The organism is Arthrobacter liuii, assembly GCF_014639275.1.
In the GTDB taxonomy this organism is placed as follows: Bacteria; Actinomycetota; Actinomycetes; order Actinomycetales; family Micrococcaceae; genus Arthrobacter; species Arthrobacter liuii.
Map to the genome: position 1 here is coordinate 230,032 of NZ_BMFW01000005.1, position 22,477 is coordinate 252,508.

Consider the following 22,477-nt stretch of genomic DNA (forward strand, 5'->3'; position numbering starts at 1 on the left):
AGGGGCCATCATTCCGGCGGCGGGCGCCGGTCCCGCCACGCCCCGCCGCCGTCGCCCCTTATTTCGGTTCGGTAACGCGACCTCCTATGCTTGGTTGGAGCCTTTGCAAGGTTTTGGGGGCTAGTGATCGTGAGGAAACCGGTATATGAGTAGTGTTCTGACAATCCGCGGCGGAGTCCCGCTTACAGGCCGCGTCAGCGTCCGGGGGGCAAAGAATCTTGTCCCCAAGGCAATGGTGGCGGCGTTGCTGGGCAACGAACCCTCGGTGTTGCGGAACGTGCCGGAGATCAAGGACGTGGAGGTAGTCACCTCCCTGCTTCAGCTGCATGGCGTGACTGTGGAGAAGGACCCTGCCACCGGTGACCTCACCCTCGATCCCAAGGCTGCAAAGACGGCGTCGAGCACCGCCATCGATGCCCACGCCGGTGACTCCCGGATTCCCATCCTGCTGTGCGGGCCGCTGATCCACGCGATCGGTGAAGCCTTCATTCCGGACCTGGGCGGCTGCAAGATCGGCGACCGTCCCATCGACTACCACCTGGATGTCCTGCGCCAGTTCGGCGCCGTCGTGGAGAAACGCCCCGGCGGCATCCACATCTCGGCACCCAAGGGCCTGCACGGCGCCAAGATCTCGCTGCCGTACCCGTCCGTGGGAGCTACAGAGCAGGTCCTGCTGAGCGCCACCCGCGCCGACGGCATCACGGAGCTTTCCGGGGCCGCAACGGAACCTGAAATCGTTGACCTGATCGCCGTTCTGCAGAAGATGGGCGCCATCATCAGCGTCCAGACCGACCGGACCATCCGCATCGAGGGTGTCCGCGACCTGGGCGGCTACAACCACCGCGCCCTTTCGGACCGCAACGAATCGGCGTCCTGGGCGTCGGCCGCGCTGGTTACCCGCGGTGACATCTTCGTTGAGGGCGCGTCGCAACGCGACATGATGACCTTCCTGAACACCTACCGGAAGGTGGGTGGCGGAATGGACATCGGCGAGGACGGCATCCGGTTCTACCACAAGGGCGGAAAGCTGAACCCGCTGGTCCTTGAAACGGATGTCCACCCAGGATTCATGACGGACTGGCAGCAGCCGCTCGTGGTGGCGCTGACCCAGGCCGAAGGCGTCTCAATCGTCCACGAAACGGTGTACGAGAACCGCTTCGGCTTCACCGACGCCCTGATCCGCATGGGCGCCAGCATCCAGGTGCACCGGGAGTGCCTGGGCAGCGTTCCGTGCCGGTTCGGCCAGCGCAACTTCCTGCATTCCGCGGTGATTTCCGGCCCCACCCAGCTCAAGGGAACGGATATCGACGTTCCGGACCTGCGCGGCGGATTCAGCCACTTGATTGCCGCCCTGGCCGCCACCGGCACCTCGCGCGTCACCGGCATCGACATCATCAACCGGGGCTACGAGCGGTTCACGGAAAAGCTTGCTGGCCTCGGCGCCGACTTCGACATCACCACCGCGAAGTAGAGCGGAACCGTGAAGGAAACGGCCAAGAGCCACGCCACCTTTGTCATCGTGGCTTCAGTCGTCCGGCCTGCGATGAATCTGCTGATGAACAAGAAGTGGCTGGGCTTGGAAAAGCTCCCCGCCGGCGGCTTCATCGCGGCACCCAACCACTGCACCGAGATCGATCCGCTGGTGTTCGGGCACATGCTCTACAACCAGAAGCGGATGCCGCACTTCCTGGCCAAGGGCAGCCTGTTCAAGGTGCCGGTCCTTCGTTCGGTGCTCCGCAACACCAAGCAGATTCCAGTGGAACGGTCGACGGCGGGCGCGAACCACTCGCTCCAGGTCGCCAAGGAAGTCGTGAATGAAGGCGGTGCAATCATCATTTATCCCGAGGGAACGCTCACCCGGGATCCGGACCTATGGCCCATGAAGGGACACACCGGCGCGGCCAGGATGGCGCTGGAAAGCGGCATCCCGGTGGTCCCGATGGCCCACTGGGGAGCGCACGAAGTCTTTCCGCGCTACGCCAAGCGGTTCCACGTCTTCCCCCGGAAGACATCGCGCGTGATCGTAGGGGATCCGGTGGATTTGAGCGCCTTTTCCGGGCGGCCGCTGGACCGGGCCACACTGGCCGAAGCGACAAACGTCATCATGGATGCCATCACGGAACTGCTCGTGACCCTGCGCGGCGAACAGCCGCCGCTGGTTCGATGGGATCCCGCGGCGCACAACCAGTCCACGCACGGGCGCTTCGTTGAACGTGGCGACGGCCCCGCGGAAGATGCCACGTGACAGCGGAGCTGCCAGGTACGGGCTCCGCCACTTCAGCCGTGGGCGTCGCAGTGCTGGGCGCCGGCTCATGGGGGACCACGTTCGCGAAGATCCTCGCAGACGCCGCCATCGCAGGGGGCACGCCGCGGGAAATCAGGTTGTGGGGCCGCCGCGCCGAAGTGGTGGAAGAGATCAACAGCAGCCACCGCAACAGCGACTACCTCAAGGACATCGTCCTGCCGGGGAACATCACCGCGTCCACCGACGTCCGCGACGTACTGGCAGGAGCTGAGCTCGTAGTGGTGGCCGTCCCGGCCCAGTCCCTGCGCCCGCAGCTGCGGGAATGGAAGGACATGATTGCCCCCGGCGCTGTTGTGGTGTCCCTGATGAAGGGCCTGGAGCTGGGGACGGACGCCCGGATGAGTGAGGTCATCAGCCAGGAACTGGATCTGCCGCTGGAGCGTATCGCTGTCGTCTCCGGGCCCAACCTGGCCATGGAGATTGCGCGGGAGGAGCCCACGGCATCAGTTGTGGCATGCACCGATCCCGCCGTGGCCGGCTGGCTCGCCAGGACGTGCACCGCCCCCTACTTCCGCCCGTACACCACGGCGGATGTCGTCGGCGTCGAGATCGGCGGCATCGTCAAGAACGTGATCGCGCTGGCCGTGGGCATTTGCGAGGGCAAGCAGATGGGGGACAACACCAAAGCCTCGGTGATCACCCGTGGCCTGGCGGAAACGTCGCGCCTCGCACTGGCGCTTGGCGGCGAGGCGAAGACCATGGCCGGGCTCGCCGGGCTCGGCGACCTCGTGGCGACCTGTTCCTCCGCGCTGTCCCGGAACCACACCGCCGGCAGGCTGCTCGGCCAGGGCCTGACGCTGGACGAAGTGGGCCGGAAGATGACCCAGACCGCCGAAGGCATCAAATCCGGCCAGGCCGTCCATGAACTTGCCGGTAAGCTCGGCGTCGAGATGCCCATCACTGCCGCCGTCGTCGCGGTGCTGTCAGGCAAGCTGTCCGTTGACCAACTGGGGCCGGTTCTGCTGTCCCGGGAATTGAAACCTGAAGGCGATTACTGACCATGTCCCAAGACACACCCACCACAGGGGAAACCGCCAACACCAGGAAACCGCGGGTCGCCGTGCTTTTCGGCGGCCGCTCCAGCGAGCATGCCGTGAGCTGCGTAACGGCAGCAGGCGTGCTGGGGGCCATCGACAAGGACAAGTACGAGGTGATCCCCATCGGGATTGCCAAGACCGGCCAGTGGGTCCTCGCGCCGGCTGAAACGGCCCAGTGGTCACTCGCGGCGTCAGCCCTCCCCGAAGTAGTGCCTTCGTCCCGGACCGTCACGCTGGCCGAGATCGGCGGCGAGCACCAGCTGATCGTGGCATCGCCCAACGAGGTACCGCAGGAACTGGGCACCGTCGACGTGGTCTTTCCGCTGCTGCATGGCCCCTTTGGCGAGGACGGCACCATCCAGGGGCTCCTTGAGCTCTCGGACACCCGGTACGTCGGCGCCGGAGTCCTCGCGTCAGCCGTGGGCATGGACAAGCACTATATGAAGGTGGTCTTTGAAGCTGCCGGGCTGCACGTTGGACCCTATGTGGCCGTGACCGACAGGCAGTGGCGCAAGGACCCCGAGGCCGTCCGGAAACAGGTGGACCGGCTGGGGTTCCCCGTCTTTGTCAAGCCGGCACGTGCAGGCTCGTCGATGGGTATCTCCAAGGTCGATTCCCTCGAGGACCTGGACGCAGCCATTGAAGAAGCCCGCCGCCACGACCTTAAGCTCGTGATCGAAGCCGGGATCGTCGGACGCGAAATCGAGTGCGCGGTCCTGGAAGGCAGGGGCACCGACGCCCCCCGGACCTCGATGCCGGGCGAAATCTCGGTAGCAGGAGGAACACACGAGTTCTACGACTTCAATGCCAAATACGTCGAGGACGATGCAGCAGCCCTGAGCTGTCCCGCCAACATCCCCGCGGAAGCGATCTCCCGGGTCCGCGAGCTGGCTGCCACCGCATTCGACGCCGTGGGTGCCGAGGGACTGAGCCGCGTGGACTTCTTCTACACCCCAGAGGGTGAGCTGATCATCAACGAGATCAACACCATGCCCGGCTTTACGCCCAAGAGCATGTATCCGCAGATGTGGGCAGCCTCGGGACTGGGCTACGCCGACCTGATCGACGAACTCATCCACCTGGCCCTGAACCGCAAAACCGGCCTTCGCTAGCCCCACCGGCACCCTAACCTCGCTTCGCTCGGCCGGGGAACCCTGCCGGCGTGGGCCCATCCACCGGCACCCTAACCTTCTCTCCGCCAGGGAACCCTGCCGGCGTGGGCCCTCCACCGGCACCGGCGGAATCTGCCGAAGCTACTGGCTCTTCGGCAGGTACTGCAGGTCTTCCTGGCCCACGCAGCTGCGCGACGGCGGGATCTTTCCGGCCGCTGCCGCCAGGTCCGCGAGGACTGTTGCGGAGCTGATCTTGTCCGGGTCCATCAGGATTTCAGTTGCCGGTTCACGGCCATAGGTGGTCAGCGTCCACACCGGGTCGCCTTCCTTGATGACCCAGTCGACGCCGTTGACGGTGACACACCGGTCCGTCGTAGGCCCCGGCACATTGACGCCGCAGCGAAGAATGACAAGCGAGGGATCGCCCCAGGCGGCGGTGGCCTGGCTGTTGGTCTTCCGCAGTTGCGAATCGCCGATGGCGTCCGGCAGGGCCACCATCATGGGCGCACACGCAGGGTTGGCCGCGTCCTTGGCGGCGGTGACGTCCACTGCAGGGGAACAGGCAGTCAAGGAAAGGGCGGCAATTCCCCCAACCACTGCCATCCTGGCGGCACGGGCGGACAGGGGCAGCTGGGGATGGTGCATGGTTCCAGCCTATCGCCGCCGGCATCCCCACCCGGACACGATGTCGGCCAGGCGCGGTAGCGTAGTGGCGTGCCTGAAGACCTCCGTAACCGCGTTGTCCGCCAGCCTACTGTCGCCGGCCTTTCCGAAGCAGACCTGCTGGCCCGGATCTTCCCGCGCCTTCGGATGGAGGACTCCCACACCTCAAACACGCTGCTGGGGCCCGGCGACGACGCCGCCATCGTCGCAGCCCCGGACGGTAAGGCCGTCATCAGCATCGATACGCAGGTCCAGGACCAGGATTTCCGGCTCCTGTGGCCCAACGGCTACCGCACCACCGGGTTCGACGTCGGATGGAAGGCTGCGGCGCAAAACCTCAGCGACATCAATGCGATGGGCGCACGTGCCACGTCGATGGTGGTCAGCCTCACCCTCCCCGTCGACACGCCGGTCAGCTGGGTGGAGGACCTGGCGGACGGGCTGACAGCCGGCATCCGGGAGCTCGGGGCAAGCCACTGCTCCGTGGCCGGCGGTGATTTGGGGCGCGGCCACGAGATTTCGGTGACGGTGGCGGTCCTGGGAACGCTCGACGGCGGCAGCCCGGTCCTGCGGTCCGGCGCCCGGCCGGGGGACATCATCGCATTGGCCGGAACAGCCGGCCACGCCGCGGCGGGCCTGGCCCTGCTTGAATCCGGCATTGCCGTGGAGACCCTTAGCCCCGCGGGGCGTGCCTTCGTTGACCTGCAGTGCCGCCCGCGTCCGCCATTGGCTGCGGGGCCGGCAGCCCGTGCTGCGGGTGCAACGGCGATGCTCGATATTTCGGACGGACTCCTGCGCGACGGCCAACGGCTTGCCACGGCCAGCAATGTCGCCGTGGCCCTCGATCCAGCGCTGCTGACCCAACTGGCGGATCTCCTGCGCCCGGCGGCGGCACTGCTGGGCGCAGATGCCGCGCAATGGGTGCTGGCCGGCGGTGAGGACCATGGGCTGCTGGCCACATTCCCTGCGGGCGTTCAGCTGCCACCCGGATTCACTGCGATAGGCTCGGTACATGCACTCGGTGCCGACGACGGCCCGGGTGTCCTGATAGCGGGCCGGCCCGCGGACGCCGGGGGATGGGATCACTTTGCACACTAAGGTTGCCGCCAACGCGCTGGCGATGAAGAGGTGGCTGGGCAAGGCTGAAACGGCCCTGGGAAACCACAGCGACCGGCTCAACGCCATCAACATCTTCCCGGTGGCTGACGGCGATACCGGTACCAACCTCTACCTCACCGTCCGCGCAGCAGCCCGTTCGCTGGTGCTCCGCGAGGACCAGCCGGCCCCGGTAGACGTCGGAGAAGTCCTCTCCATGGCCGGGCAGGCAGCCATGGAGGAAGCCAGGGGAAACTCCGGCACCCTCTTTTCGGTGTTCCTGTGCGCCGCGGCCGAGCCACTGGCCGGACACACCCGGTTGACGTCCACCCTCCTGTCGGCAGCACTGAACCGTGCCCAGATCCGCGCCTGGTCTGCGCTGAGTGACCCTGTTCCCGGAACCATGCTTTCGGTCATGGAAGCTGCGGCCCGTGCTGCTGCCGCCGTGGACGCCGGCCAGGACGGCGATGACAGCAACCATGCGCTGGGCCTGGCCCTGGACGCAGCGGTTGAGGCTGCGCTGGCCGCTGTGATCCACACGGAGGAGCAACTCGACGCGCTGCAGTCCGCACACGTGGTGGATGCAGGAGGCGTGGGCATGCTGCTCATCCTCGACTGCCTCCGCTCCGCCGTCCTGGGCGAGGAACTGCAGAGCGAACTCCTCGACGGCCTGCACGGCTACGACGTCTCCGATCCCCACATCCACGCCTCCATGCCCGATGACGACGGCGTGGAAGTCATGTGCACCATCAGTCTTTCGCCGTTGAACGCCGCCACCCTGCGGCAGCGGCTGGATGAGATCGGTGAGTCCGTCATCATGAGCCAGGTGGGCAACGGACCGGACGCCGAAGGCAACTACCGGTGGCGGGTCCACGTGCACGTCCCGGATGCCGGCCCGGCCGTAGGGATCATCCGGTCCCTGGGCGAACCGTCCCAGATCAGCATCAGCGAACTGTCACTGCCGCGGGACCCGGATGCGGTGAACACCGGCGGGCATGAACGCTGAGCTGGAACTGGCCCTGGAGCGGCGGATCGGGAAGCGTTCGGCGGCGGTCATCGAGAAACACCTCGGCATCACCACCGTCGAAGGCCTCCTTACCTACTTTCCCCGCCGCTACCTCATGCGGGGTGAGCTGACACCCATCAGCGAGCTCCCGCTCAACGAGGAAGTCACCCTTATTGCCCGAGTGCTGTCCAGCAGTACCCGGCACATGCAGGCACGTCGCGGGACGATCACAGACGTCATAGTTTCCGACGACGACGGGCAGCAAGGGCTTCGGCTGGTAGGAGGCCGGGACTACCGCGGCAAGGTGCCCGGGACCCTCAAAATCAGCTTCTTCAACGGGTTCAAGGCAAAGAACGAACTCCTGCAGGGCCGCCGGGCCTTGTTTTCGGGAAAAGTTACCAGCTTCAAAGGAAAGCTTGGCCTCACCAACCCCGATTTCCAGCTCCTGGACGAAGATCCGTTCAGCGAAGCCGGCCAGGATCCGGAGAAACTGGCGGCCATGCCCATCCCGGTCTATCCGGCCACGGCCAAGCTGCCCAGCTGGAAGATCCAGAAGGTGATCGCCACCCTGCTTGAAACCGCGGACCTCGGTTCGGTGCCGGACCCGGTTCCAACGGCAGTCGCAGCGAGGGAAGGCTTCCTGCCCGCGGCGGACGCCTACCGGCTCATCCATGCGCCCCAGACAACCGCGGACTGGAAACGTGCCCGGGACCGGTTCCGTTACCAGGAAGCCCTGGTGCTGCAGTCCGCGCTCGCCAGACGGCGGGCGCAGCTCGCCGCGGAGGAAACCACCGCCCGGCGCCCGGTCCCTGGAGGTGTCCTGGCCTTCTTCGACCAAAACCTGCCCTTCACGCTCACTGCCGGGCAGGCCGCCGTCGGCAGGACCCTCGCGGCGGAACTGGCTGAGGATACACCCATGAACCGGCTGTTGCAGGGCGAAGTGGGCTCCGGAAAGACCGTCGTGGCGCTGCGGGCCATGCTCCAGGTGGTGGACTCCGGAGGGCAGGCCGCGCTCCTGGCGCCCACCGAAGTGCTCGCCGCCCAGCACTACGATTCCATCCGCCGCACCCTGGGCCCGCTCTCCAGCGACGGACTCCTGGGCGGCCTGGCCGGGGGCAACGGACCTTCCGTCCAGGTCACGCTGCTGACGGGATCCATGCCCACGGCGGCACGGAAACAGGCCATGGTGGACGCCGCGTCAGGGACGGCAGGAATCGTCATCGGCACCCATGCGCTGCTCAGCGACAATGTATCCTTCTACGACCTCGGCCTGATCGTGGTGGACGAGCAGCACCGCTTCGGCGTGGAACAGCGCGATGCCCTGCGGGCCAAGGCCCGCAAGCCGCCACACCTGCTGGTCATGACCGCCACGCCGATTCCGCGCACCGTGGCCATGACCGTCTTCGGTGACCTGGAGACCTCCACCCTCGACGAACTGCCCAAGGGCCGGGCACCGATCACCACCCACCTCGTTGGCCTTGCCGAGAACCCTGCCTGGGCGGGGCGGATCTGGGCGCGCGCCCGGGAGGAGATTGACGCCGGCCACCAGGTGTACGTGGTCTGCCCCAAGATTGGAACGGACGACGACGGCGACTTCAGCCCCGGGGAGGCCGCACCTCCGGGCGTGGAGGCAGAGGAGGCCCGGGAGCTCGCGTCAGTCACCGGCGTCGTGGACCATCTGCTGGCTGAGCCCTCGCTGGCAGGGGTCCCGCTGGCCCCCCTCCACGGGCGCCAGGACCCGGACCTGAAGACGGACACCATGGCCGGGTTCACCGCCAACAGCATCAAACTGCTTGTCTCCACCACGGTGATCGAGGTGGGGGTGGACGTGCACAACGCCACCCTCATGGTCATCCTGGATGCCGACAGGTTCGGGATCTCCCAGCTTCACCAGCTCCGCGGCCGCGTGGGCCGCGGCGGGCTGCCCGGGACCTGCCTCCTGGTCACGGCCCTCGAACCCGGCCACCCCAGCCGGCGGCGTTTGGACGCCGTGGCAGCAACCACGGACGGTTTTGTCCTCTCGCAGGAGGACCTCAAGCTCCGGCGGGAGGGCGATATCCTTGGCGCTTCCCAGTCCGGCGGCCGGTCCACCCTGAAGCTGCTGCGGGTCCTTGAACACGAAGACGTGATTGCCCGGGCCAGGGAGGACGCCCAGGCAATCGTTGCCGGGGACCCGCTCCTCTCCGGCCATCCGGAACTCGCTGATGCCATCGAGAAGTACCTTAATCCCGAGAAGGAGGCGTTCCTTGAACGCGGATAGCAACGAGAACGCACGGGGCACCTGCGGATTCCGGTGGGTGCCGTGACACGGATTATCGCAGGCGCCGGCGGGGGCACGCCGTTGACGGCGGTCCCGGGGTCCTTGACCAGGCCCACCACCGACCGGGTGAAGGAAGCACTGTTCTCCCGCCTCGACGCCTTTGACGTAATTGCCGGAGCCCGGGTGCTGGACCTCTATGCGGGTTCGGGTTCACTGGGGGTGGAAAGCGGCAGCAGGGGAGCCCAGGCAGTGGACCTGGTGGAATCAGATGCGAAGGCCAGCGGGGTCTGCCAGCGCAACGCCGACCTCATCAACGGGATCCTGGGCCGCAAGACGGTCACGGTGCACCGCTCGAGGGTAGAGCCGTTCCTTGACCGGGCCGCCGAAACCGCAGCCTGGGACCTGGTGTTCCTGGACCCGCCCTATCCGCTGGAAGAGCCGGGCGTTTCCTCCGTACTGCAGAAGCTTGCCGCGCACCTGGCCCCGGGGTCCGTAGTGGTGGTGGAACGCTCCTCGCGCTCCCCGGAGCCGGGGTGGCCGGACGGGATGACGAGGTTCGCGGAGAAGAAGTACGGGGAGACGCGGTTGTGGTTCGCCGAGCCGTTCGTGCCCGATGCGATCGCCGCCGACGACCTTCCGGAAGCTGACGCGCCCGGTTCCCAGGGGGATTAGTCCGAGAAGGGGTCCAGATCCATTCCGGCCACCACCCGCGCCGGGTGGGGGCCCCGCGCAGCCAGTTCAACTGTCCATGATTCCTGCCAGGGGCCCTGGGTCCCCGCCAGGATGATATTGCCCGGATACCTGCCCTCGAACATGCCTTCTTCCGCGAAAGCGGCCACATCCGCCATGGCCGCCCGCATCGCAGCGACCTGGCTCCGGACCAGCGTGAGGGCCGGTTCGTCGCCTACATTGACGATCAGCAGCCCGCCCGGCCCCAGGCGTTCCCTGGCCTCACGGTAGAAGCCGGCGGTAGCAATATGGGCCGGCGCGTCCGGCCCGGAGAAGATGTCAAGGATCACGACGTCGAACGTTAGGCCGGGCTCAAGCGCGCCGAGCGCTTCACGGGCGTCGCCGATGATGGTGGTCAGGTCTGTTCCCTTGGGCATGGGAAGGTTCCGGAGGACAAAGTCCAGCAGCTCGCGTTCCAGTTCAACCGCGTATTGAGTTGAGCCGGGGCGGGTGGCCTGGATGTACCGTGCCAGAGTCAGCGCCCCTGCTCCGAGATGCAAGGCCTTGATCGGTTCGCCGGGCGGTGCCACGAGATCCACCAGGTGCCCGATCCGGCGAAGGTACTCGTAAAAAATCTCCTCCGGGCGGTCCAGGTTCACGTGGGACTGTTCGGCTCCGCCGATGCTGAGCACGTAGCCCCCGTCAGTAAACGCATCGGCCTCGATGGTGGCGTGCCGGCCCGTGGTCCGCAGGAAGCGGCTTGCAGTTCCACCGCTGCTGCCGGACATCAGAGCCTGCCGCGCAGGGTTGCCAGCCGCGCGGCAGCCTCCTCCAGGACTTCCGTCTTTTTGCAGAACGCAAACCGGAGCAGGCTTCGGGTCCGTTCCGCGCCTTCCGCATGGCAGAAAACCGGAACCGGGATGGCCGCGACCCCCACCAGTGCCGGCAGGCGCCGGGCGAGGTCCAGCGCGTCGGTGATGCCCAGCGGCGCGGTGTCCACGTTGACGAAGTAGGTTCCCTGCGGCGTGAACACCTCAAAGCCGGCAGCCCGCAGTCCGGCACTGAGGATGTCGCGCTTCTGCTCCAGGGCAGTGGCGATGCCGGTATAGAAATCGTCCGGCAGGGCCAGGCCCGTGGCGATCGCCGCCTGGAAGGGAGTGCCTGAGCTGTAGGTGAGGAACTGCTTTACCGTTCGGACGGCGGAGACCAACTCCTCGGGGCCGGTCAGCCAGCCGATTTTCCAGCCGGTCAGGGAAAACGTCTTGCCGGCCGAGGAAATCGTGATGGTCCTGCCAGAGGCGCCCGGAAGGGTGGCCACGGGAGTATGGCGCACACCGAAGGTGAGGTGCTCGTACACCTCGTCGGTGATGATGATGCTGCCGTGCTTTTCTGCAAGGTCCACCACGCGCTGCAGGACGGCGGGCGGAAAAACGGCGCCGGTGGGATTGTGCGGGTTGTTCAGCAGCACCACCCGAGTCCGTTCACTGAAGGCCGCCGCCAGTGCCGCAGGGTCCGGCATGAAGTCCGGGGCGGCGAGGGGCACGGTGACGTGCGAGGCGCCGGAGAGCCCAATGACCGCTCCATAAGAGTCATAGAACGGCTCGAACGTCAGGACCTCGTCGCCCGGCCCGGCGAAGGCCAGCAGGGAGGCGGCGATGCCTTCGGTTGCCCCCGTGGTGATGATGACCTCGGTTGCGGGGTCCGGTGCCAGACCGTAAAAGCGTTCCTGGTGCGCGGCCACCGCGTCCCGCAGTTCGGGGAGGCCCTTGCCCGGGGCGTACTGGTTGGCGCCGGCAGCGATGGCTGCCCGGGCTGCCTCCCTGATTTCGGCCGGCCCGTCCTCATCGGGGAAGCCCTGTCCCAAGTTGATGGCGCCGGTCTGGACCGCCAGGGTGGTCATCTCTTCGAAGATGGTGACTCCCAGTCCGCCGTCCGGCGCCAGGAGGTTGGCTCCGAGCGCGGTGCGTTGCCAGGGAGCAGGTGCCAGGGGCGTGGAAAGTTCCCGTGGTGGATGCATCCAGCCATGGTATCCCGGCCTTTCCATGAGGTATGTTCGGAGCATGAGACGCGCTGTGTGCCCCGGATCCTTCGACCCCATCCACAACGGCCATCTCGAAGTCATTGCAAGGGCTGCCGGTCTCTTCGACGAGGTCATCGTGGCCATCTCCACCAACTACGCCAAGAAGTACATGTTCAGCCTCGAAGAGCGGCTGGAGATGGCGCGCGAAACCCTGGCGTCGCTCCAGGGCATCGTGGTGGAACCCGTGGGCGAGGGGCTCCTGGCGGAATACTGCCGCCAGCGCGGCGTGTCCGCCATCGTCAAGGGGCTCCGGTCGTCGTCGGACTTTGACTACGAGCTGCCCATGGCCACCATGAACCGGCAGTTGAGCGGGGTGGAGACGGTCTTCCTTCCGGCCGAGGCGAGCTACCTCCACCTGTCGTCCACCCTGATCAAGGAAGTGGCGGTCCTGGGCGGCAACGTCTCGGACTATGTGCCCCGGTCCGTGCACCGGCGCATGGTTGCCGGCGAGCCTTCGCCGAATCAGCAGCCAAGACGGTAGGCTGGATCGGTACTTCGGCGCTGCCTCCTGCCGGTTTGAGTCCCCAAGGCTCTTCAGGCTAAGATGGTACGTCGGTCATATGTTCAACAGGAGTTCTCATTAACAGAGATGCTGGTTCGCCCCTGGCGTTCGACGTCAGGGACCTCGGGCGCAGCCCGGGAAGCATGCGGACGCTGAAGGAACATGTACCCGCACCGGATGATCTTGGTGTGGCGCTCATTGGTGTTCAGGAAGGCTCGGATGTCGAGCTGGACCTGAGGCTGGAGGCCGTACACGAAGGAATTCTGGTATCAGGAACCGTTATCGCCGAAGTAACCGGCGAGTGCGGCCGATGCCTGGATCCCCTTGCGTATGACCTTGAGGTCAATGTGCAAGAACTTTTCTTCTACGAGGGCGCTGAGTTCTCGGACGGAGAAGAAGATGAAGAGCAACGTCGAGTCGAGCACGATGTAATCGATCTTGAACCGGTGTTGCGGGACGCGGTTGTCACCAATCTGCCGTTCCAGCCGGTGTGCCGGGAAGACTGCCAGGGCCTTTGCTCCGAATGCGGAGTTCGCCTGGAAGACGAGCCGGAGCACCACCACGAGGTCCTGGATCCTCGCTGGGCTGCCCTAGCTGATATGGCTAAGCCTGACCGGCAAAATTGATTTGTACGTGTTTGTCTAGAGAGAAATGAGTTAGCCGTGGCTGTTCCCAAGCGGAAAATGTCTCGCTCGAATACCCGCGCCCGCCGCTCGCAGTGGAAGGCGACCGCCCCCCACCTGGTGAAGACCGTTGAGAACGGCCAGGTCACCTACAGCCTGCCGCACCAGGCAAAGGTCGTTACCGACTCTGCTGGCACTGCGCTGTTCCTTGAGTACAAGGGCCGCAAGGTCGCTGACGTCTAATCGGCCCAACAGGCTGACTGATGTCTTCAACTGAAGAGCTTCTGAAGCGTCTCGGTGTCTCTATTGACGCCGGGACGCTTCGTCTTGCGCTCACCCACCGCTCGTATGCCTACGAGAACGGCGGCATACCCACCAATGAGCGGCTCGAGTTCCTCGGGGACTCCATCCTTGGATTCTCCGTAACCGACGCCCTCTACCGGGACAACCCGGAGCTGCCCGAGGGCGAGCTCGCCAAGCGCCGGTCCGCCGTCGTCAGCACCAGGGCGCTGGCCGGCATCGGGCGCAGCCTGGGCATTGGTGAGTTCATCTACCTGGGCCAGGGCGAAAAGCTCACCCACGGGAAAAACAAGGCCTCCATCCTCGCGGACACCATGGAGGCCCTGATCGGGGCAACCTACGTCTCCAACGACATCGAGACCGCGCGCCAGCTGGTCATGCGACTGGTCGGGCCGCTGCTGAAGGACGCCGCCGTCCTGGGCGCCGGCACCGACTGGAAGACCAGCATCCAGGAACTCGCGGCCAGCCGGCAGCTGGGCAGCATCCACTACGCGGTGGACGGGGCAGGTCCGGACCATGCCCGCACCTTCACGGCCGTCCTCAACATCGGCGGCACGGCGTACGGCAAGGGCTCCGGGCACTCGAAAAAGGAAGCGGAGCAGGAAGCCGCGGCGGACGCCTGGCGGGTGCTTTCCGGGGCCGACACCCAGGGTGCCGCCAGCACTTCCGCAGCCTCCGTAGCCGCCAAGTAGTGGTCCATGCCTGAACTGCCCGAGGTCGAAGTGGTGCGCCGCGGCCTGGTGAACTGGGTCCGCGGCAGGACCATCAGCGCCGTCGAAGTCCTCGATCCACGTTCCGTCCGGCGCCATGCCCTCGGAGCCGGGGACTTCATCGGCAACCTCCAGGGCGCCGCTGTCTCCGACGTCGTGCGCCGCGGCAAATTCCTCTGGATGCCGTTGGTGGACGGCGCCGCTTACGCGCCGGACAACCAGCACGCCGCCCCCGTGCCCGAAGTGGCACTCATGGCGCATTTGGGCATGAGCGGCCAGCTGCTGATGCAGGACCCCGGCGTTCCCGATGAGAAGCACATCAAAGTCCGTATCCGGCTCAGTCCCCGGGAGGGCATGCCGGACCAGCTGCGGTTCGTGGACCAGCGGATCTTCGGAGGCCTCTTCGTCACCGCCTTGGTTCCCACGGACGACGGCGGCCCGGGCGGCCTCGCGGAATCGCCCCTTCCGCTGATCGCCGGCGAAGCAGCACATATTGCGCGCGACCCCCTGGACCCTTCCTTCTCCTTCGACCTCTTTTACCAGCGCCTTCGAAAGCGCAAGACCGGGCTGAAACGGGCACTGCTGGACCAGGGGCTGGTCTCGGGAATCGGAAACATCTATGCCGACGAAGCGCTCTGGCGCGCCCGGCTGCATTACGCCCGGCCCACCGATACCCTCCGCCGGAGTGAGGCCCAGCGCGTCCTCGACAGCTCCCGCGAGGTGATGCTGGACGCCCTGGCGGCCGGAGGAACCAGCTTCGATTCGCTGTACGTCAACGTCAACGGCGCCTCAGGCTACTTCGACCGCTCCCTCAACGCCTACGGCCGCCAGGGCGAACCGTGCAAGCGTTGCGCGGCAGCAGGAATCCAGGCGATCATCCGCCGCGAGCAGTTCATGAACCGTTCGTCCCATACCTGCCCGGTGTGCCAGCCGCGGCCACGCAACGGCCGCTGGTAGGTTTCCACAAAAGGTCTGCGGATTCTTCGGTTCCGCCGGTATGGGCCACACTGCAAGACTGACCGCAACAGAACGTCGGGTGGAGCCTGCTGCAAGTGCACCGCCTGCCCGCCGCCGAGCAGGACGGTCAGCCCTTGTACATATCGATCTCGGACCGCAAAGGCGGCCGGCAAGACCAGCCAACTACAGGTCCCGCCGCCGTACGGCCGGCCTTCCGGTTGTCGCCGGTGATCATTTGGCTCGGCCTGGTGAGCATGATGACGGACATATCCTCCGAGTCGGTTGCTGCCGTACTCCCGCTGTACATCACCGGGTACCTCGGATTGACCACCATCGCGTTCGGAGTCATCGACGGTATTAACCAAGGGGCCAGCGCCATCGTCAGGATCGGCGCCGGCTGGGTCTCGGACCGCACCGGGCACCCGAAATACGTGGCTGTGGCCGGTTATGGGTTGTCCATGCTGGCCCGGATCGGGTTCCTGGCAGCCGGCGGCTTCTGGGCCATCGCCGGGATTGTCACCGGCGACAGGATCGGCAAAGGGATCCGCACAGCGCCCCGCGACGCGCTGATTTCCGCCGAAGCCCAGCCGGAGTACCTTGCGCGGTCCTTCGGCGTCCACCGGATGCTTGACAACATCGGCGCCGCCGCCGGCCCGCTCATCGCCTTCCTGGTCCTGACGCTGATCCCCAACGGCTTCAGCACCGTTTTTGGGGTTTCATTGGCCTTCGCCGTCATCGGCGTCGCGGTACTGCTCCTGGTGGTGCCGGACCGGATCAGCCCGGCGCGGCGGGAACGCAGCACGTCCCGTCGGGCTTTTCGCTGGTCGCAGTTCCGCTGGTCGCGACTCACTGAGCCTGGCCTCGGGCGCCTCATGTTTACGGCCGGTCTGCTGGGCGCCCTCACTATCGGCGACGGCTTCATCTACCTCCTGCTCCGGGACCGCGAGTCATTCGGCATCCAATGGTTTCCCCTCCTGTTCGTCGGAACCAATGCGGCGTTCCTGATGTTCGCCGTGCCGGTCGGCAGGATGGCCGACCGGTGGGGCCGGATACCGGTCTTCCTGGCCGGCCACGTCTCCCTCCTGGCCTGCTGCTTGCTGGCCGGGCTGCCCTTCACCGGGACCGTCGCCACCGCAGGGTGCCTTCTGCTCCTGGGCCTGTTCTACGCCGCCACCGACGGGGTTCTGGCCGCACTGGTCAGCCAACTGGCCCGGCCGGAAAACCTTGGCACGGCCCTTGGCACGGCGCAGACGGTCGTCGCCGTGAGCCGGATGGCGGCCGCGTCCGGATTTGGCGTGCTTTGGTACGCAACCGGCCCGGGCACCGCCGTCGCCATCGTCTCCGGCCTGCTGGCGGCGGCCGTTGCAGTCGCAGCAACCCTGCTTCGCCGCACCGCCCTCGTGGCCGCGCCATGAGGAAACGGCTGCTCCTGCTGCTGGCGGTTGTGGTGGCCACGCTCACCGCCGCCGGGGCCCAGGCATATACTGCCTTCCAACAATCGAACGCCAGCCAGGCGGCGGCTCCGGAGGTAGAGGTCGCCTTTGCCGGCGCACTGCCCGCCGCGCCGTTCGTGATCTTCAGGAACACGGCGGAAGGCCACGGCTTCGGCCAAGCAGCCACGGCAAGCCTGGCAGAACCAAACGGCCAGCGAACCCTGCTTGGGACGTCCTGCGACCGGGTCTACGCGGCCCGGAACCTGATCAGCTGCCTGTCAACAAAGAACGGAATACCCACCACCTTCGAGGCAGCCACGTATAACGGCTCACTCCAACAGCAGGCGGGGTGGGCGCTTGGCGGAATCCCCAACAGGACACGGGTCAGCACTGACGGCTCCCTGGTGGCCACCACAGTCTTTGTAGCGGGCCACTCCTACGCGTCGTCAGGATTCTCCACTCAGACGGTCATCAGCCCCGCGGATGGCAGCGCGCACACCAACCTGGAAGACTATTCACTGATCGACAACGGCGCACGGATCAAGGCCTCCGACCGTAATATCTGGGGCGTGACGTTCAGCCCGGGCAAGCCTAACGAGTTCTACGCCACCGCATCTTCCCAGGGCAACATCTGGCTGGTGCATGGAGACATTACCGCGCGAACGCTCTCCGTTGCGGCCACCGGCGTGGAATGCCCTTCGATCTCACCTGACGGGCAGCGGATCGCATTCAAGAAGAGTACCTCCGGAACACTGGCCGGAAGCAGGGAACCCGCCGTCCTGGACCTCGCTACCGGAAACGTCACGGTCCTCGGGGAGCGGCGCGACCTGGACGACCAGATTGAGTGGCTGGACAACGCCACCATCCTGTACGGCATTCCACGGAATGACGCCGGCAAGGACAGCGATGTCTGGTCCCTTTCCATCGCTGCCGACGCGGCACCGCAACTCTTTATCGAGCACGCCTGGTCGCCCGCCGTCGTCCGTTAGCGGCGGCCGTAGTGTTCGGCCAGCTTTGCCAGGCCTTCGTCGATCGACACAGCCGGGGCCCAGTCAAGAAGCTTCCGGGTCTCCCGCTGGTCGAACCAGTGCGCCGTGGACAGCTGCTCGGCAAGGAACTTCGTCATGGGCGGTTCGTCCTGCTTCCCAAGCGTGAGCCACGCCTTCTCCACCACCGAGCCCGCAATCCGGGCAAGGGTTCCCGGCACGGACCACGACGGAGCGGGCACGCCGCCGGAAGCGCAGATCCCTGCAATCAGTTCGCCTACCGGCCGCGGCTCCCCGTTGCTGACAACCAGCGCCCTGCCGTGGATGTGGCCGATGCGCTCCAATCCGGCCACGATCGCTGCCGCCGCGTTGTCCACGTACGTGGTGTCGATCAGCGCAGCGCCCGCATCCAGCAGCGGCAGGCGGTTGCGGGCCGCCCGTGCCAGCACCCGTTCCACCAATTGGGTGTCACCGGGACCCCAGACCACGTGGGGCCGCACGGCACCCACCCGGAAGCCCGGGGCATCGGCTTCAAGGGCCAGCTGTTCCGCCTTGGCCTTGGTGCGGGAGTAATCGCCATGGGCATGCTCCGGGTCAGCAGGCCCGGCGCCACGTCCTGCGATGGCGGCGCCCGAGTTGGCCACGGACGGGGAAGAGACAAAGACCAGGTCCCGTACCCCGGCTTTGCGGGCGGCGAGGAGCAGCCGCCGGGTGCCCTGGACATTGACCTCGTCAAACTCCGCGGCGCGGCCGGTAAAGGAGACTTTGGCGGCCAGGTGGATGACTGCCTCAGCATCCCTGACCGCAGCCCTGACCGCCGCATCATCCGTGAGGGAGCCGCAGTGGTCCGCTGCGCCGTCGACCCCCGAGGGACGTCGCTGGAAGGTGGTGACGGCATGGCCCCTGCGCACCAGGAGTCCGGCGACTTCCCGGCCCAGCAGGCCGCTGGCACCGGTGACGAGGACTTTCACGGCGTTCCCGGGCGGCCGCCGGCCAGTACCGACGAGGCCCAGCGGGAAAGGCGTGTCCTGTCGATCTTGGCATTGTGGCGGATGTCGGTGGGCTGCGCGGGAACAACCAGGACTGCCGCCACCGACACGCCTGCGCTGCGGGCGGCGTCCCGCACCTTCCCGGCGAGTTGCATGCCGGCCGGCCCGGCTTTGCGGGTGGGCGGGTCGGTTTCGACGACGGCGGCGACGGCCTGCGTGCCTGCCGGACCCACCCCTACGACGGCGGCCATGCGGATACAGTCCAGGCGTTCAATGGCCTGTTCGGCGCCTACCGGGGTCACCAGCGCGTCCGGCGCCGTAACGACGTGCGCAAGGCGCCCTTCCACCCAGAGCCGGCCGTCGACGTCGAAGTGCCCCACGTCGCCTGTGCGGTGCCATCCGGCCGGGCCGGCGCTTACCTGGTCTGTCAGCCATAGCCGGTCGTAAGCCTCCTTGACGTGCGGCGCGCTGACCAGGATCTCTCCCGTTGTCCCGGCCTCCGTCACCGGCGTGGCGCCCGGCGCCGTGCCGTCCGGTGCCAGGGGGATGACAGCTATGCGGGCGCCGTGGACGGGCCAGCCTACGCAGACACCGTTGCCGGCCCCGGGCATCGTTCCGGATTCGGCGTCGGCCGCGGCGGCCTGGATTTGTTCGAGGCTGATATCGGTGACAGGCAGGGCCTCGGTCATTCCGTAGGGGGTATGCAGCGAGGCGGCAGGCAACAGTTGCTGCACTTCGGCAAGGAGCGGTTCCGGGACGGGTGCTCCGGCAGAGAGCAGCAGCTTGATGCGTCCGAGTGCTTCAGTGCCCTCAGCGCTGAGGGCGCTGCGGGTGGCAACGACATTGCGCAGGGCGGCAGGTGAGGCGAAGACCACCGTGGCGTCGATCGCTGCAGCGGCGTCCGCGAGGGCGCGCGCCGTCAGGGTGCGGGGTGCCGTGACATCCATGGCCGGCGTCACGGACACGGTTCCCAGTGCCGGCCCCAGCAAGGCGAAGGGAGCGAATCCCGCCACCAGCCGGTGGCCCGGTTGGATTCCGAAGGTTTCGGCCACGGTGTCCCGCATCGCGGCAAGCTGCCGGTGTGTGTACAGCACGCCTTTGGCAGGACCGGTGGAACCGGAGGTAAACAGCACGGCGGCTGCGGAGTCCGGGTCCGGGTCCGGGCTGAAGGCATTCGCGTCCCTGGACCATACGCCCTGCCCGCCGTCACCCAGCCCCGCGCCGGCCCTGGCCAGGGCGGCGAGGGACGTTTCCACGCCGAGCAGTTGGCGGCGGGCCGCCGGCAGGTCGCGTACGCTGATGAGCCTCGCTGCCCATCCCAGGGCACGGGCAGCCGCCAGGGCCTTGTCGATCCCGATCAGGAAGTCGGGGGTGGCCCCCTTGACTGCCCGGCTCAGCCCCTTGGTGCCAAGGCCGGCATCGGCTACAACCACCACCGCTCCCAGCCGGAGGCAGGCATACAGGGCTACGGTCAGGTCCACCCCTGGGGGAACCATCAGGCTCACCCGGCTGCCGGGCCCGACCCCTGCCTCCCGCAGGCCCGCGGCGAGATGGTCGACGTCCTGTGCCAGCTGCTTCCACGTCAGCGAGCGCGCTGCGCTGCCGTCCGGTGCCATTTCGACGACGGCCGTCCCGCCCGCGGAGGGTCCCTCAGCCAGGTCCCCAAGGGGCGCCCAGAGGGGCTTGAAGCCGGCAGTTTCCCCCGACGTCCGGGCCCCGGGGGCATGGCCCCGGCCGTCCGTGATGCGCGTGGCAAGCCAGTGGAAAACCGCGGGCGCGATGTTCCGGTCTTCCGCCACCAAGTGTCCCGCGCCCTCGTAACGGTGGACGTCCGCGTGGGGGAGGCGGGTGATGAGGTCCTTCAGGTAGCGGTCGGAAAAGATCGGGTCCCGCGGGCCCCAAAGCATCAGGGCAGGGACATCCAGTCCGCGCAAACCTTCGGCGACACCGTCAAGGGCTGCAAAGCTTGGATGCGAAGCGTCAGTGGGGATATCCGCGACAAAGTTGCCCACCCCGGCCCGGCGGGAAGCTCCGCGGTAGGGCGCCATATACGCGTTCCGGACGTCTGGGGGCAGCGGTGGGTGTGCCAGCGAATGCGTCACCCGGAGGAAAGCGTCAGAGGTGGTGGTTCCCCACTGGTGCACGGCGGGATGCAGGGCAAGGCGCAGCGCCGGCGGAATGGGGGAGTGCGCCGGCTGGTGGACGGCGGTGTTGGTCAGCACCACGCCGGCCAGTTGGTGTTGATGGGCCAGCGCCCAGCCCAGGCTGACTACCCCGCCCCAATCGTGGCCCACCGAGACGACCGGCCCGTCCAGGGCCAGTGCGTCGGTGAGGTCGCCCAGGTCGTTGATCCTGTCGGCCAGCCGCCGGAAGGTCCCGGTGCGCTCCGAGAGGCCCATGTCCAGCTGGTCCACGGCCACCACCCGCCACGGGTGCGTGGGATCGGATCCGGCGGCCAGCAGGCTCCGCCACAGGTAGGACCAGGTGGGGTTGCCGTGGACGCACAGCAGTGTTCCGGCGGGCACCATGCCGCGGCGGGTGAGTTCGGGCCCGTTGTCCAACAGATGCCAGCGGCGCAGCGTGCCCGGTGCATCCGTGCCCGAAGTGGAAGTGACATCGACTTCGCGCGACCATCGGGCGTCGACACCCGGCCAGTCCGCGATCACCAAACGATTTCCAGCATGGCGGTGTTCAGGCCGGAGCCCACACCCATGCACAGGACGCGGTCCCCTGTTCCCAGGGACTGCGCCTCGGCGGCGAGCGTCATGGGAAGCGATGCCGGCCCCACGTTGCCCCAGTGCGGGAACGTGATGGGCACCTTGTCCGGGTCCAGGTCGATCGCATCGATGATGGCCTGCGTGTAGGCGTTGCTTACCTGGTGGGTGACGTAGCGGTCCATCGCCGCCCAGTCCCACTCGGGCTGGGCCTCGTGCCAGGCGTCGACGACCAGCCGGAGGCCGCCGTCGAGCAGTCCTCTCGTGTCAGTGTTCATTCCGTCGATGCCGCCTACGCACAATTCGTGGTGCTCGGTGCCGGCACGCATCACCCCGCCCATCACCCGGTGCGCGCCGGGGTGCTCATCAGCGGGTCCCAGGACGGCAGCCGCAGCCCCGGAGCCAAGGGTCAGCGTGGCGAACTCCCGGTTGAAGTCGTCCCGTGTTGTTTCGGGCCGCTGCAGCCGGGCCAGGGTGGCCTCCTGGGTCAGTTGGGCGTCCTCGCCGTTGACGATCACGGCATACCTGATCTGCCCGGAGTCGATCATGTTGGCTGCCAGGGTCAGGGCGTTCACGAACCCCAGGCAGGCGTTGGCAAGGTCGAAGTTCATGGCCGACGACGGCAGGCTGAGGCCGTGGTGGATCTTCACGGCCACGGACGGCTCGAGGTTGCGCCGGGTGACCGAGGTGTTGATCAGCAGGCCGACGTCCGAGGCCTCGATGCCCGCCTCGGCCAGGGCCTTGGCGCCCGCTTCCACGGCAGCGTCGTCGAACGATGTTCCGGGAGCCCACCAGCGGCGGTGCGTGATGCCCGCAACGCGCTCAAGCAGCCGCGGCGGAAACTTCAGCCGCTGCAGGGTTGACGCCAGCCGGCGGTCGAAGTCCGTGGAACTTACAATCCTTGGAGCCTCGACGCTGCTCACCGAGAGCAGCGCGGTGTTGCTGTGGCGGAAGGTTGCATTACCTGCCAATTCAAGCCCCTCTTCGTTTCCGTCCCGCATTCATGCGGTGACCGTACCCACAAAAACGCAGGCTC

The 22,477-nt window shown here is 66.9% G+C and carries 21 protein-coding genes; 15 read left to right on the plus strand and 6 right to left on the minus strand.

Translation table 11 applies throughout. From position 1 onward, the window contains the following. Nucleotides 1-145 precede the first annotated feature (145 nt). From murA to IEW19_RS08650, 4 genes are read left to right on the plus strand one after another with little or no spacing between them, the layout of a single operon-like run. On the plus strand, nucleotides 146-1,471 hold the full coding sequence (murA, locus tag IEW19_RS08635) for a UDP-N-acetylglucosamine 1-carboxyvinyltransferase (RefSeq protein ID WP_188571234.1): 1,326 nt from the start codon (nucleotides 146-148) through the stop codon (nucleotides 1,469-1,471). Nucleotides 1,472-1,480: 9 nt separating this feature from the next. Beyond that, entirely contained in the window at nucleotides 1,481-2,245 is a 765-nt protein-coding gene (locus tag IEW19_RS08640; RefSeq protein ID WP_188571235.1) for a lysophospholipid acyltransferase family protein, read from the plus strand. Further along, nucleotides 2,242-3,303 (plus strand): NAD(P)H-dependent glycerol-3-phosphate dehydrogenase, encoded by a 1,062-nt coding sequence (locus IEW19_RS08645; protein ID WP_229748387.1) that lies wholly within the window; start codon nucleotides 2,242-2,244, stop codon nucleotides 3,301-3,303. Before IEW19_RS08640 ends, IEW19_RS08645 begins: the two co-directional genes overlap by 4 nt. A gap of 2 nt (nucleotides 3,304-3,305) precedes the next feature. Next, a complete protein-coding gene (locus IEW19_RS08650; RefSeq protein ID WP_188571236.1) occupies nucleotides 3,306-4,454 on the plus strand; it encodes a D-alanine--D-alanine ligase family protein in 1,149 nt (382 codons plus the stop codon). A 141-nt stretch (nucleotides 4,455-4,595) separates the two neighbouring features. Here IEW19_RS08650 and IEW19_RS08655 read toward each other — a convergent pair whose 3' ends face one another. Continuing rightward, entirely contained in the window at nucleotides 4,596-5,099 is a 504-nt protein-coding gene (locus IEW19_RS08655) for a DUF3515 domain-containing protein (protein WP_188571237.1), read from the minus strand. Nucleotides 5,100-5,168: 69 nt separating this feature from the next. Here IEW19_RS08655 and thiL point away from each other — a divergent pair, with 69 nt between their 5' ends. Genes thiL through rsmD form a run of 4 tightly spaced genes read left to right on the plus strand, consistent with a single transcriptional unit; the run spans nucleotide 5,169 to nucleotide 10,150 of the window. Then, nucleotides 5,169-6,215, plus strand: a complete 1,047-nt coding sequence (thiL, locus tag IEW19_RS08660; RefSeq protein ID WP_188571238.1) for a thiamine-phosphate kinase — start codon at nucleotides 5,169-5,171, stop codon at nucleotides 6,213-6,215. Between the two features lie 22 nt (nucleotides 6,216-6,237). Next, nucleotides 6,238-7,218, plus strand: coding sequence for a DAK2 domain-containing protein (locus IEW19_RS08665; protein ID WP_188571289.1), 981 nt, complete (start codon nucleotides 6,238-6,240; stop codon nucleotides 7,216-7,218). Continuing rightward, nucleotides 7,208-9,478 carry an ATP-dependent DNA helicase RecG gene (locus IEW19_RS08670; protein ID WP_188571239.1) on the plus strand — a complete coding sequence of 757 codons (2,271 nt, stop codon included), beginning with the start codon at nucleotides 7,208-7,210 and terminating at the stop codon, nucleotides 9,476-9,478. The genes IEW19_RS08665 and IEW19_RS08670 overlap by 11 nt, the downstream gene beginning before the upstream one ends. A 42-nt stretch (nucleotides 9,479-9,520) precedes the next feature. After that, nucleotides 9,521-10,150: a 16S rRNA (guanine(966)-N(2))-methyltransferase RsmD gene (rsmD, locus tag IEW19_RS08675; RefSeq protein WP_188571240.1), complete on the plus strand. Its 630-nt coding sequence runs from the start codon at nucleotides 9,521-9,523 to the stop codon at nucleotides 10,148-10,150. Here the strand turns inward: rsmD and IEW19_RS08680 are convergent. Both IEW19_RS08680 and IEW19_RS08685 read right to left on the minus strand, forming a co-directional pair. Beyond that, the gene (locus IEW19_RS08680; RefSeq protein WP_188571241.1) at nucleotides 10,147-10,935 is read right to left on the minus strand and encodes a spermidine synthase; all 789 of its coding nucleotides are present in this window, start codon (nucleotides 10,933-10,935) and stop codon (nucleotides 10,147-10,149) included. The two genes, rsmD and IEW19_RS08680, sit on opposite strands and share 4 nt — an antisense overlap. Beyond that, complete coding sequence (locus IEW19_RS08685; protein ID WP_188571242.1) at nucleotides 10,935-12,164, minus strand: aminotransferase class I/II-fold pyridoxal phosphate-dependent enzyme; 1,230 nt, start codon at nucleotides 12,162-12,164, stop codon at nucleotides 10,935-10,937. Before IEW19_RS08685 ends, IEW19_RS08680 begins: the two co-directional genes overlap by 1 nt. A 43-nt stretch (nucleotides 12,165-12,207) precedes the next feature. Between IEW19_RS08685 and coaD the strand changes: the two genes are divergently transcribed. The 7 genes from coaD (at nucleotide 12,208) to IEW19_RS08720 (ending at nucleotide 17,741) form a co-directional block, all read left to right on the plus strand. Continuing rightward, entirely contained in the window at nucleotides 12,208-12,708 is a 501-nt protein-coding gene (coaD, locus tag IEW19_RS08690) for a pantetheine-phosphate adenylyltransferase (protein ID WP_188571243.1), read from the plus strand. 164 nt (nucleotides 12,709-12,872) lie between these two features. After that, complete coding sequence (locus tag IEW19_RS08695; RefSeq protein WP_229748388.1) at nucleotides 12,873-13,355, plus strand: YceD family protein; 483 nt, start codon at nucleotides 12,873-12,875, stop codon at nucleotides 13,353-13,355. 36 nt (nucleotides 13,356-13,391) lie between these two features. After that, the gene (gene rpmF, locus IEW19_RS08700) at nucleotides 13,392-13,595 is read left to right on the plus strand and encodes a 50S ribosomal protein L32 (protein ID WP_009356569.1); all 204 of its coding nucleotides are present in this window, start codon (nucleotides 13,392-13,394) and stop codon (nucleotides 13,593-13,595) included. Between the two features lie 20 nt (nucleotides 13,596-13,615). After that, on the plus strand, nucleotides 13,616-14,344 hold the full coding sequence (gene rnc / locus IEW19_RS08705; protein ID WP_188571244.1) for a ribonuclease III: 729 nt from the start codon (nucleotides 13,616-13,618) through the stop codon (nucleotides 14,342-14,344). 6 nt (nucleotides 14,345-14,350) lie between these two features. After that, complete coding sequence (mutM, locus tag IEW19_RS08710) at nucleotides 14,351-15,319, plus strand: bifunctional DNA-formamidopyrimidine glycosylase/DNA-(apurinic or apyrimidinic site) lyase (protein WP_188571245.1); 969 nt, start codon at nucleotides 14,351-14,353, stop codon at nucleotides 15,317-15,319. Nucleotides 15,320-15,453: 134 nt separating this feature from the next. After that, a complete protein-coding gene (locus IEW19_RS08715) occupies nucleotides 15,454-16,734 on the plus strand; it encodes an MFS transporter (RefSeq protein ID WP_188571291.1) in 1,281 nt (426 codons plus the stop codon). Continuing rightward, entirely contained in the window at nucleotides 16,731-17,741 is a 1,011-nt protein-coding gene (locus IEW19_RS08720; RefSeq protein ID WP_188571246.1) for a TolB-like translocation protein, read from the plus strand. Before IEW19_RS08715 ends, IEW19_RS08720 begins: the two co-directional genes overlap by 4 nt. Here IEW19_RS08720 and IEW19_RS08725 read toward each other — a convergent pair. Genes IEW19_RS08725 through IEW19_RS08735 form a run of 3 tightly spaced genes read right to left on the minus strand, consistent with a single transcriptional unit; the run spans nucleotide 17,738 to nucleotide 22,442 of the window. Next, complete coding sequence (locus IEW19_RS08725) at nucleotides 17,738-18,709, minus strand: NAD-dependent epimerase/dehydratase family protein (protein ID WP_188571247.1); 972 nt, start codon at nucleotides 18,707-18,709, stop codon at nucleotides 17,738-17,740. The two genes, IEW19_RS08720 and IEW19_RS08725, sit on opposite strands and share 4 nt — an antisense overlap. Continuing rightward, nucleotides 18,706-21,396, minus strand: coding sequence for an alpha/beta fold hydrolase (locus tag IEW19_RS08730; protein ID WP_188571248.1), 2,691 nt, complete (start codon nucleotides 21,394-21,396; stop codon nucleotides 18,706-18,708). Before IEW19_RS08730 ends, IEW19_RS08725 begins: the two co-directional genes overlap by 4 nt. Continuing rightward, nucleotides 21,390-22,442 carry a 3-oxoacyl-ACP synthase III gene (locus IEW19_RS08735; protein ID WP_188571249.1) on the minus strand — a complete coding sequence of 351 codons (1,053 nt, stop codon included), beginning with the start codon at nucleotides 22,440-22,442 and terminating at the stop codon, nucleotides 21,390-21,392. The genes IEW19_RS08730 and IEW19_RS08735 overlap by 7 nt, the downstream gene beginning before the upstream one ends. Nucleotides 22,443-22,477 lie beyond the last annotated feature (35 nt).

Coding starts and splice junctions, on each gene's coding strand:
- murA (WP_188571234.1), top strand. CDS start 146: ATGAGTAGTGTTCTGACAATCCGCGGCGGAGTCCCGCTTACAGGCCGC.
- IEW19_RS08650 (WP_188571236.1), top strand. CDS start 3,306: ATGTCCCAAGACACACCCACCACAGGGGAAACCGCCAACACCAGGAAA.
- IEW19_RS08655 (WP_188571237.1), bottom strand. CDS start 5,099: ATGCACCATCCCCAGCTGCCCCTGTCCGCCCGTGCCGCCAGGATGGCA.
- IEW19_RS08665 (WP_188571289.1), top strand. CDS start 6,238: ATGAAGAGGTGGCTGGGCAAGGCTGAAACGGCCCTGGGAAACCACAGC.
- IEW19_RS08670 (WP_188571239.1), top strand. CDS start 7,208: ATGAACGCTGAGCTGGAACTGGCCCTGGAGCGGCGGATCGGGAAGCGT.
- IEW19_RS08680 (WP_188571241.1), bottom strand. CDS start 10,935: ATGTCCGGCAGCAGCGGTGGAACTGCAAGCCGCTTCCTGCGGACCACG.
- IEW19_RS08685 (WP_188571242.1), bottom strand. CDS start 12,164: ATGCATCCACCACGGGAACTTTCCACGCCCCTGGCACCTGCTCCCTGG.
- coaD (WP_188571243.1), top strand. CDS start 12,208: ATGAGACGCGCTGTGTGCCCCGGATCCTTCGACCCCATCCACAACGGC.
- IEW19_RS08695 (WP_229748388.1), top strand. CDS start 12,873: ATGCGGACGCTGAAGGAACATGTACCCGCACCGGATGATCTTGGTGTG.
- rnc (WP_188571244.1), top strand. CDS start 13,616: ATGTCTTCAACTGAAGAGCTTCTGAAGCGTCTCGGTGTCTCTATTGAC.
- mutM (WP_188571245.1), top strand. CDS start 14,351: ATGCCTGAACTGCCCGAGGTCGAAGTGGTGCGCCGCGGCCTGGTGAAC.
- IEW19_RS08720 (WP_188571246.1), top strand. CDS start 16,731: ATGAGGAAACGGCTGCTCCTGCTGCTGGCGGTTGTGGTGGCCACGCTC.
- IEW19_RS08735 (WP_188571249.1), bottom strand. CDS start 22,442: ATGCGGGACGGAAACGAAGAGGGGCTTGAATTGGCAGGTAATGCAACC.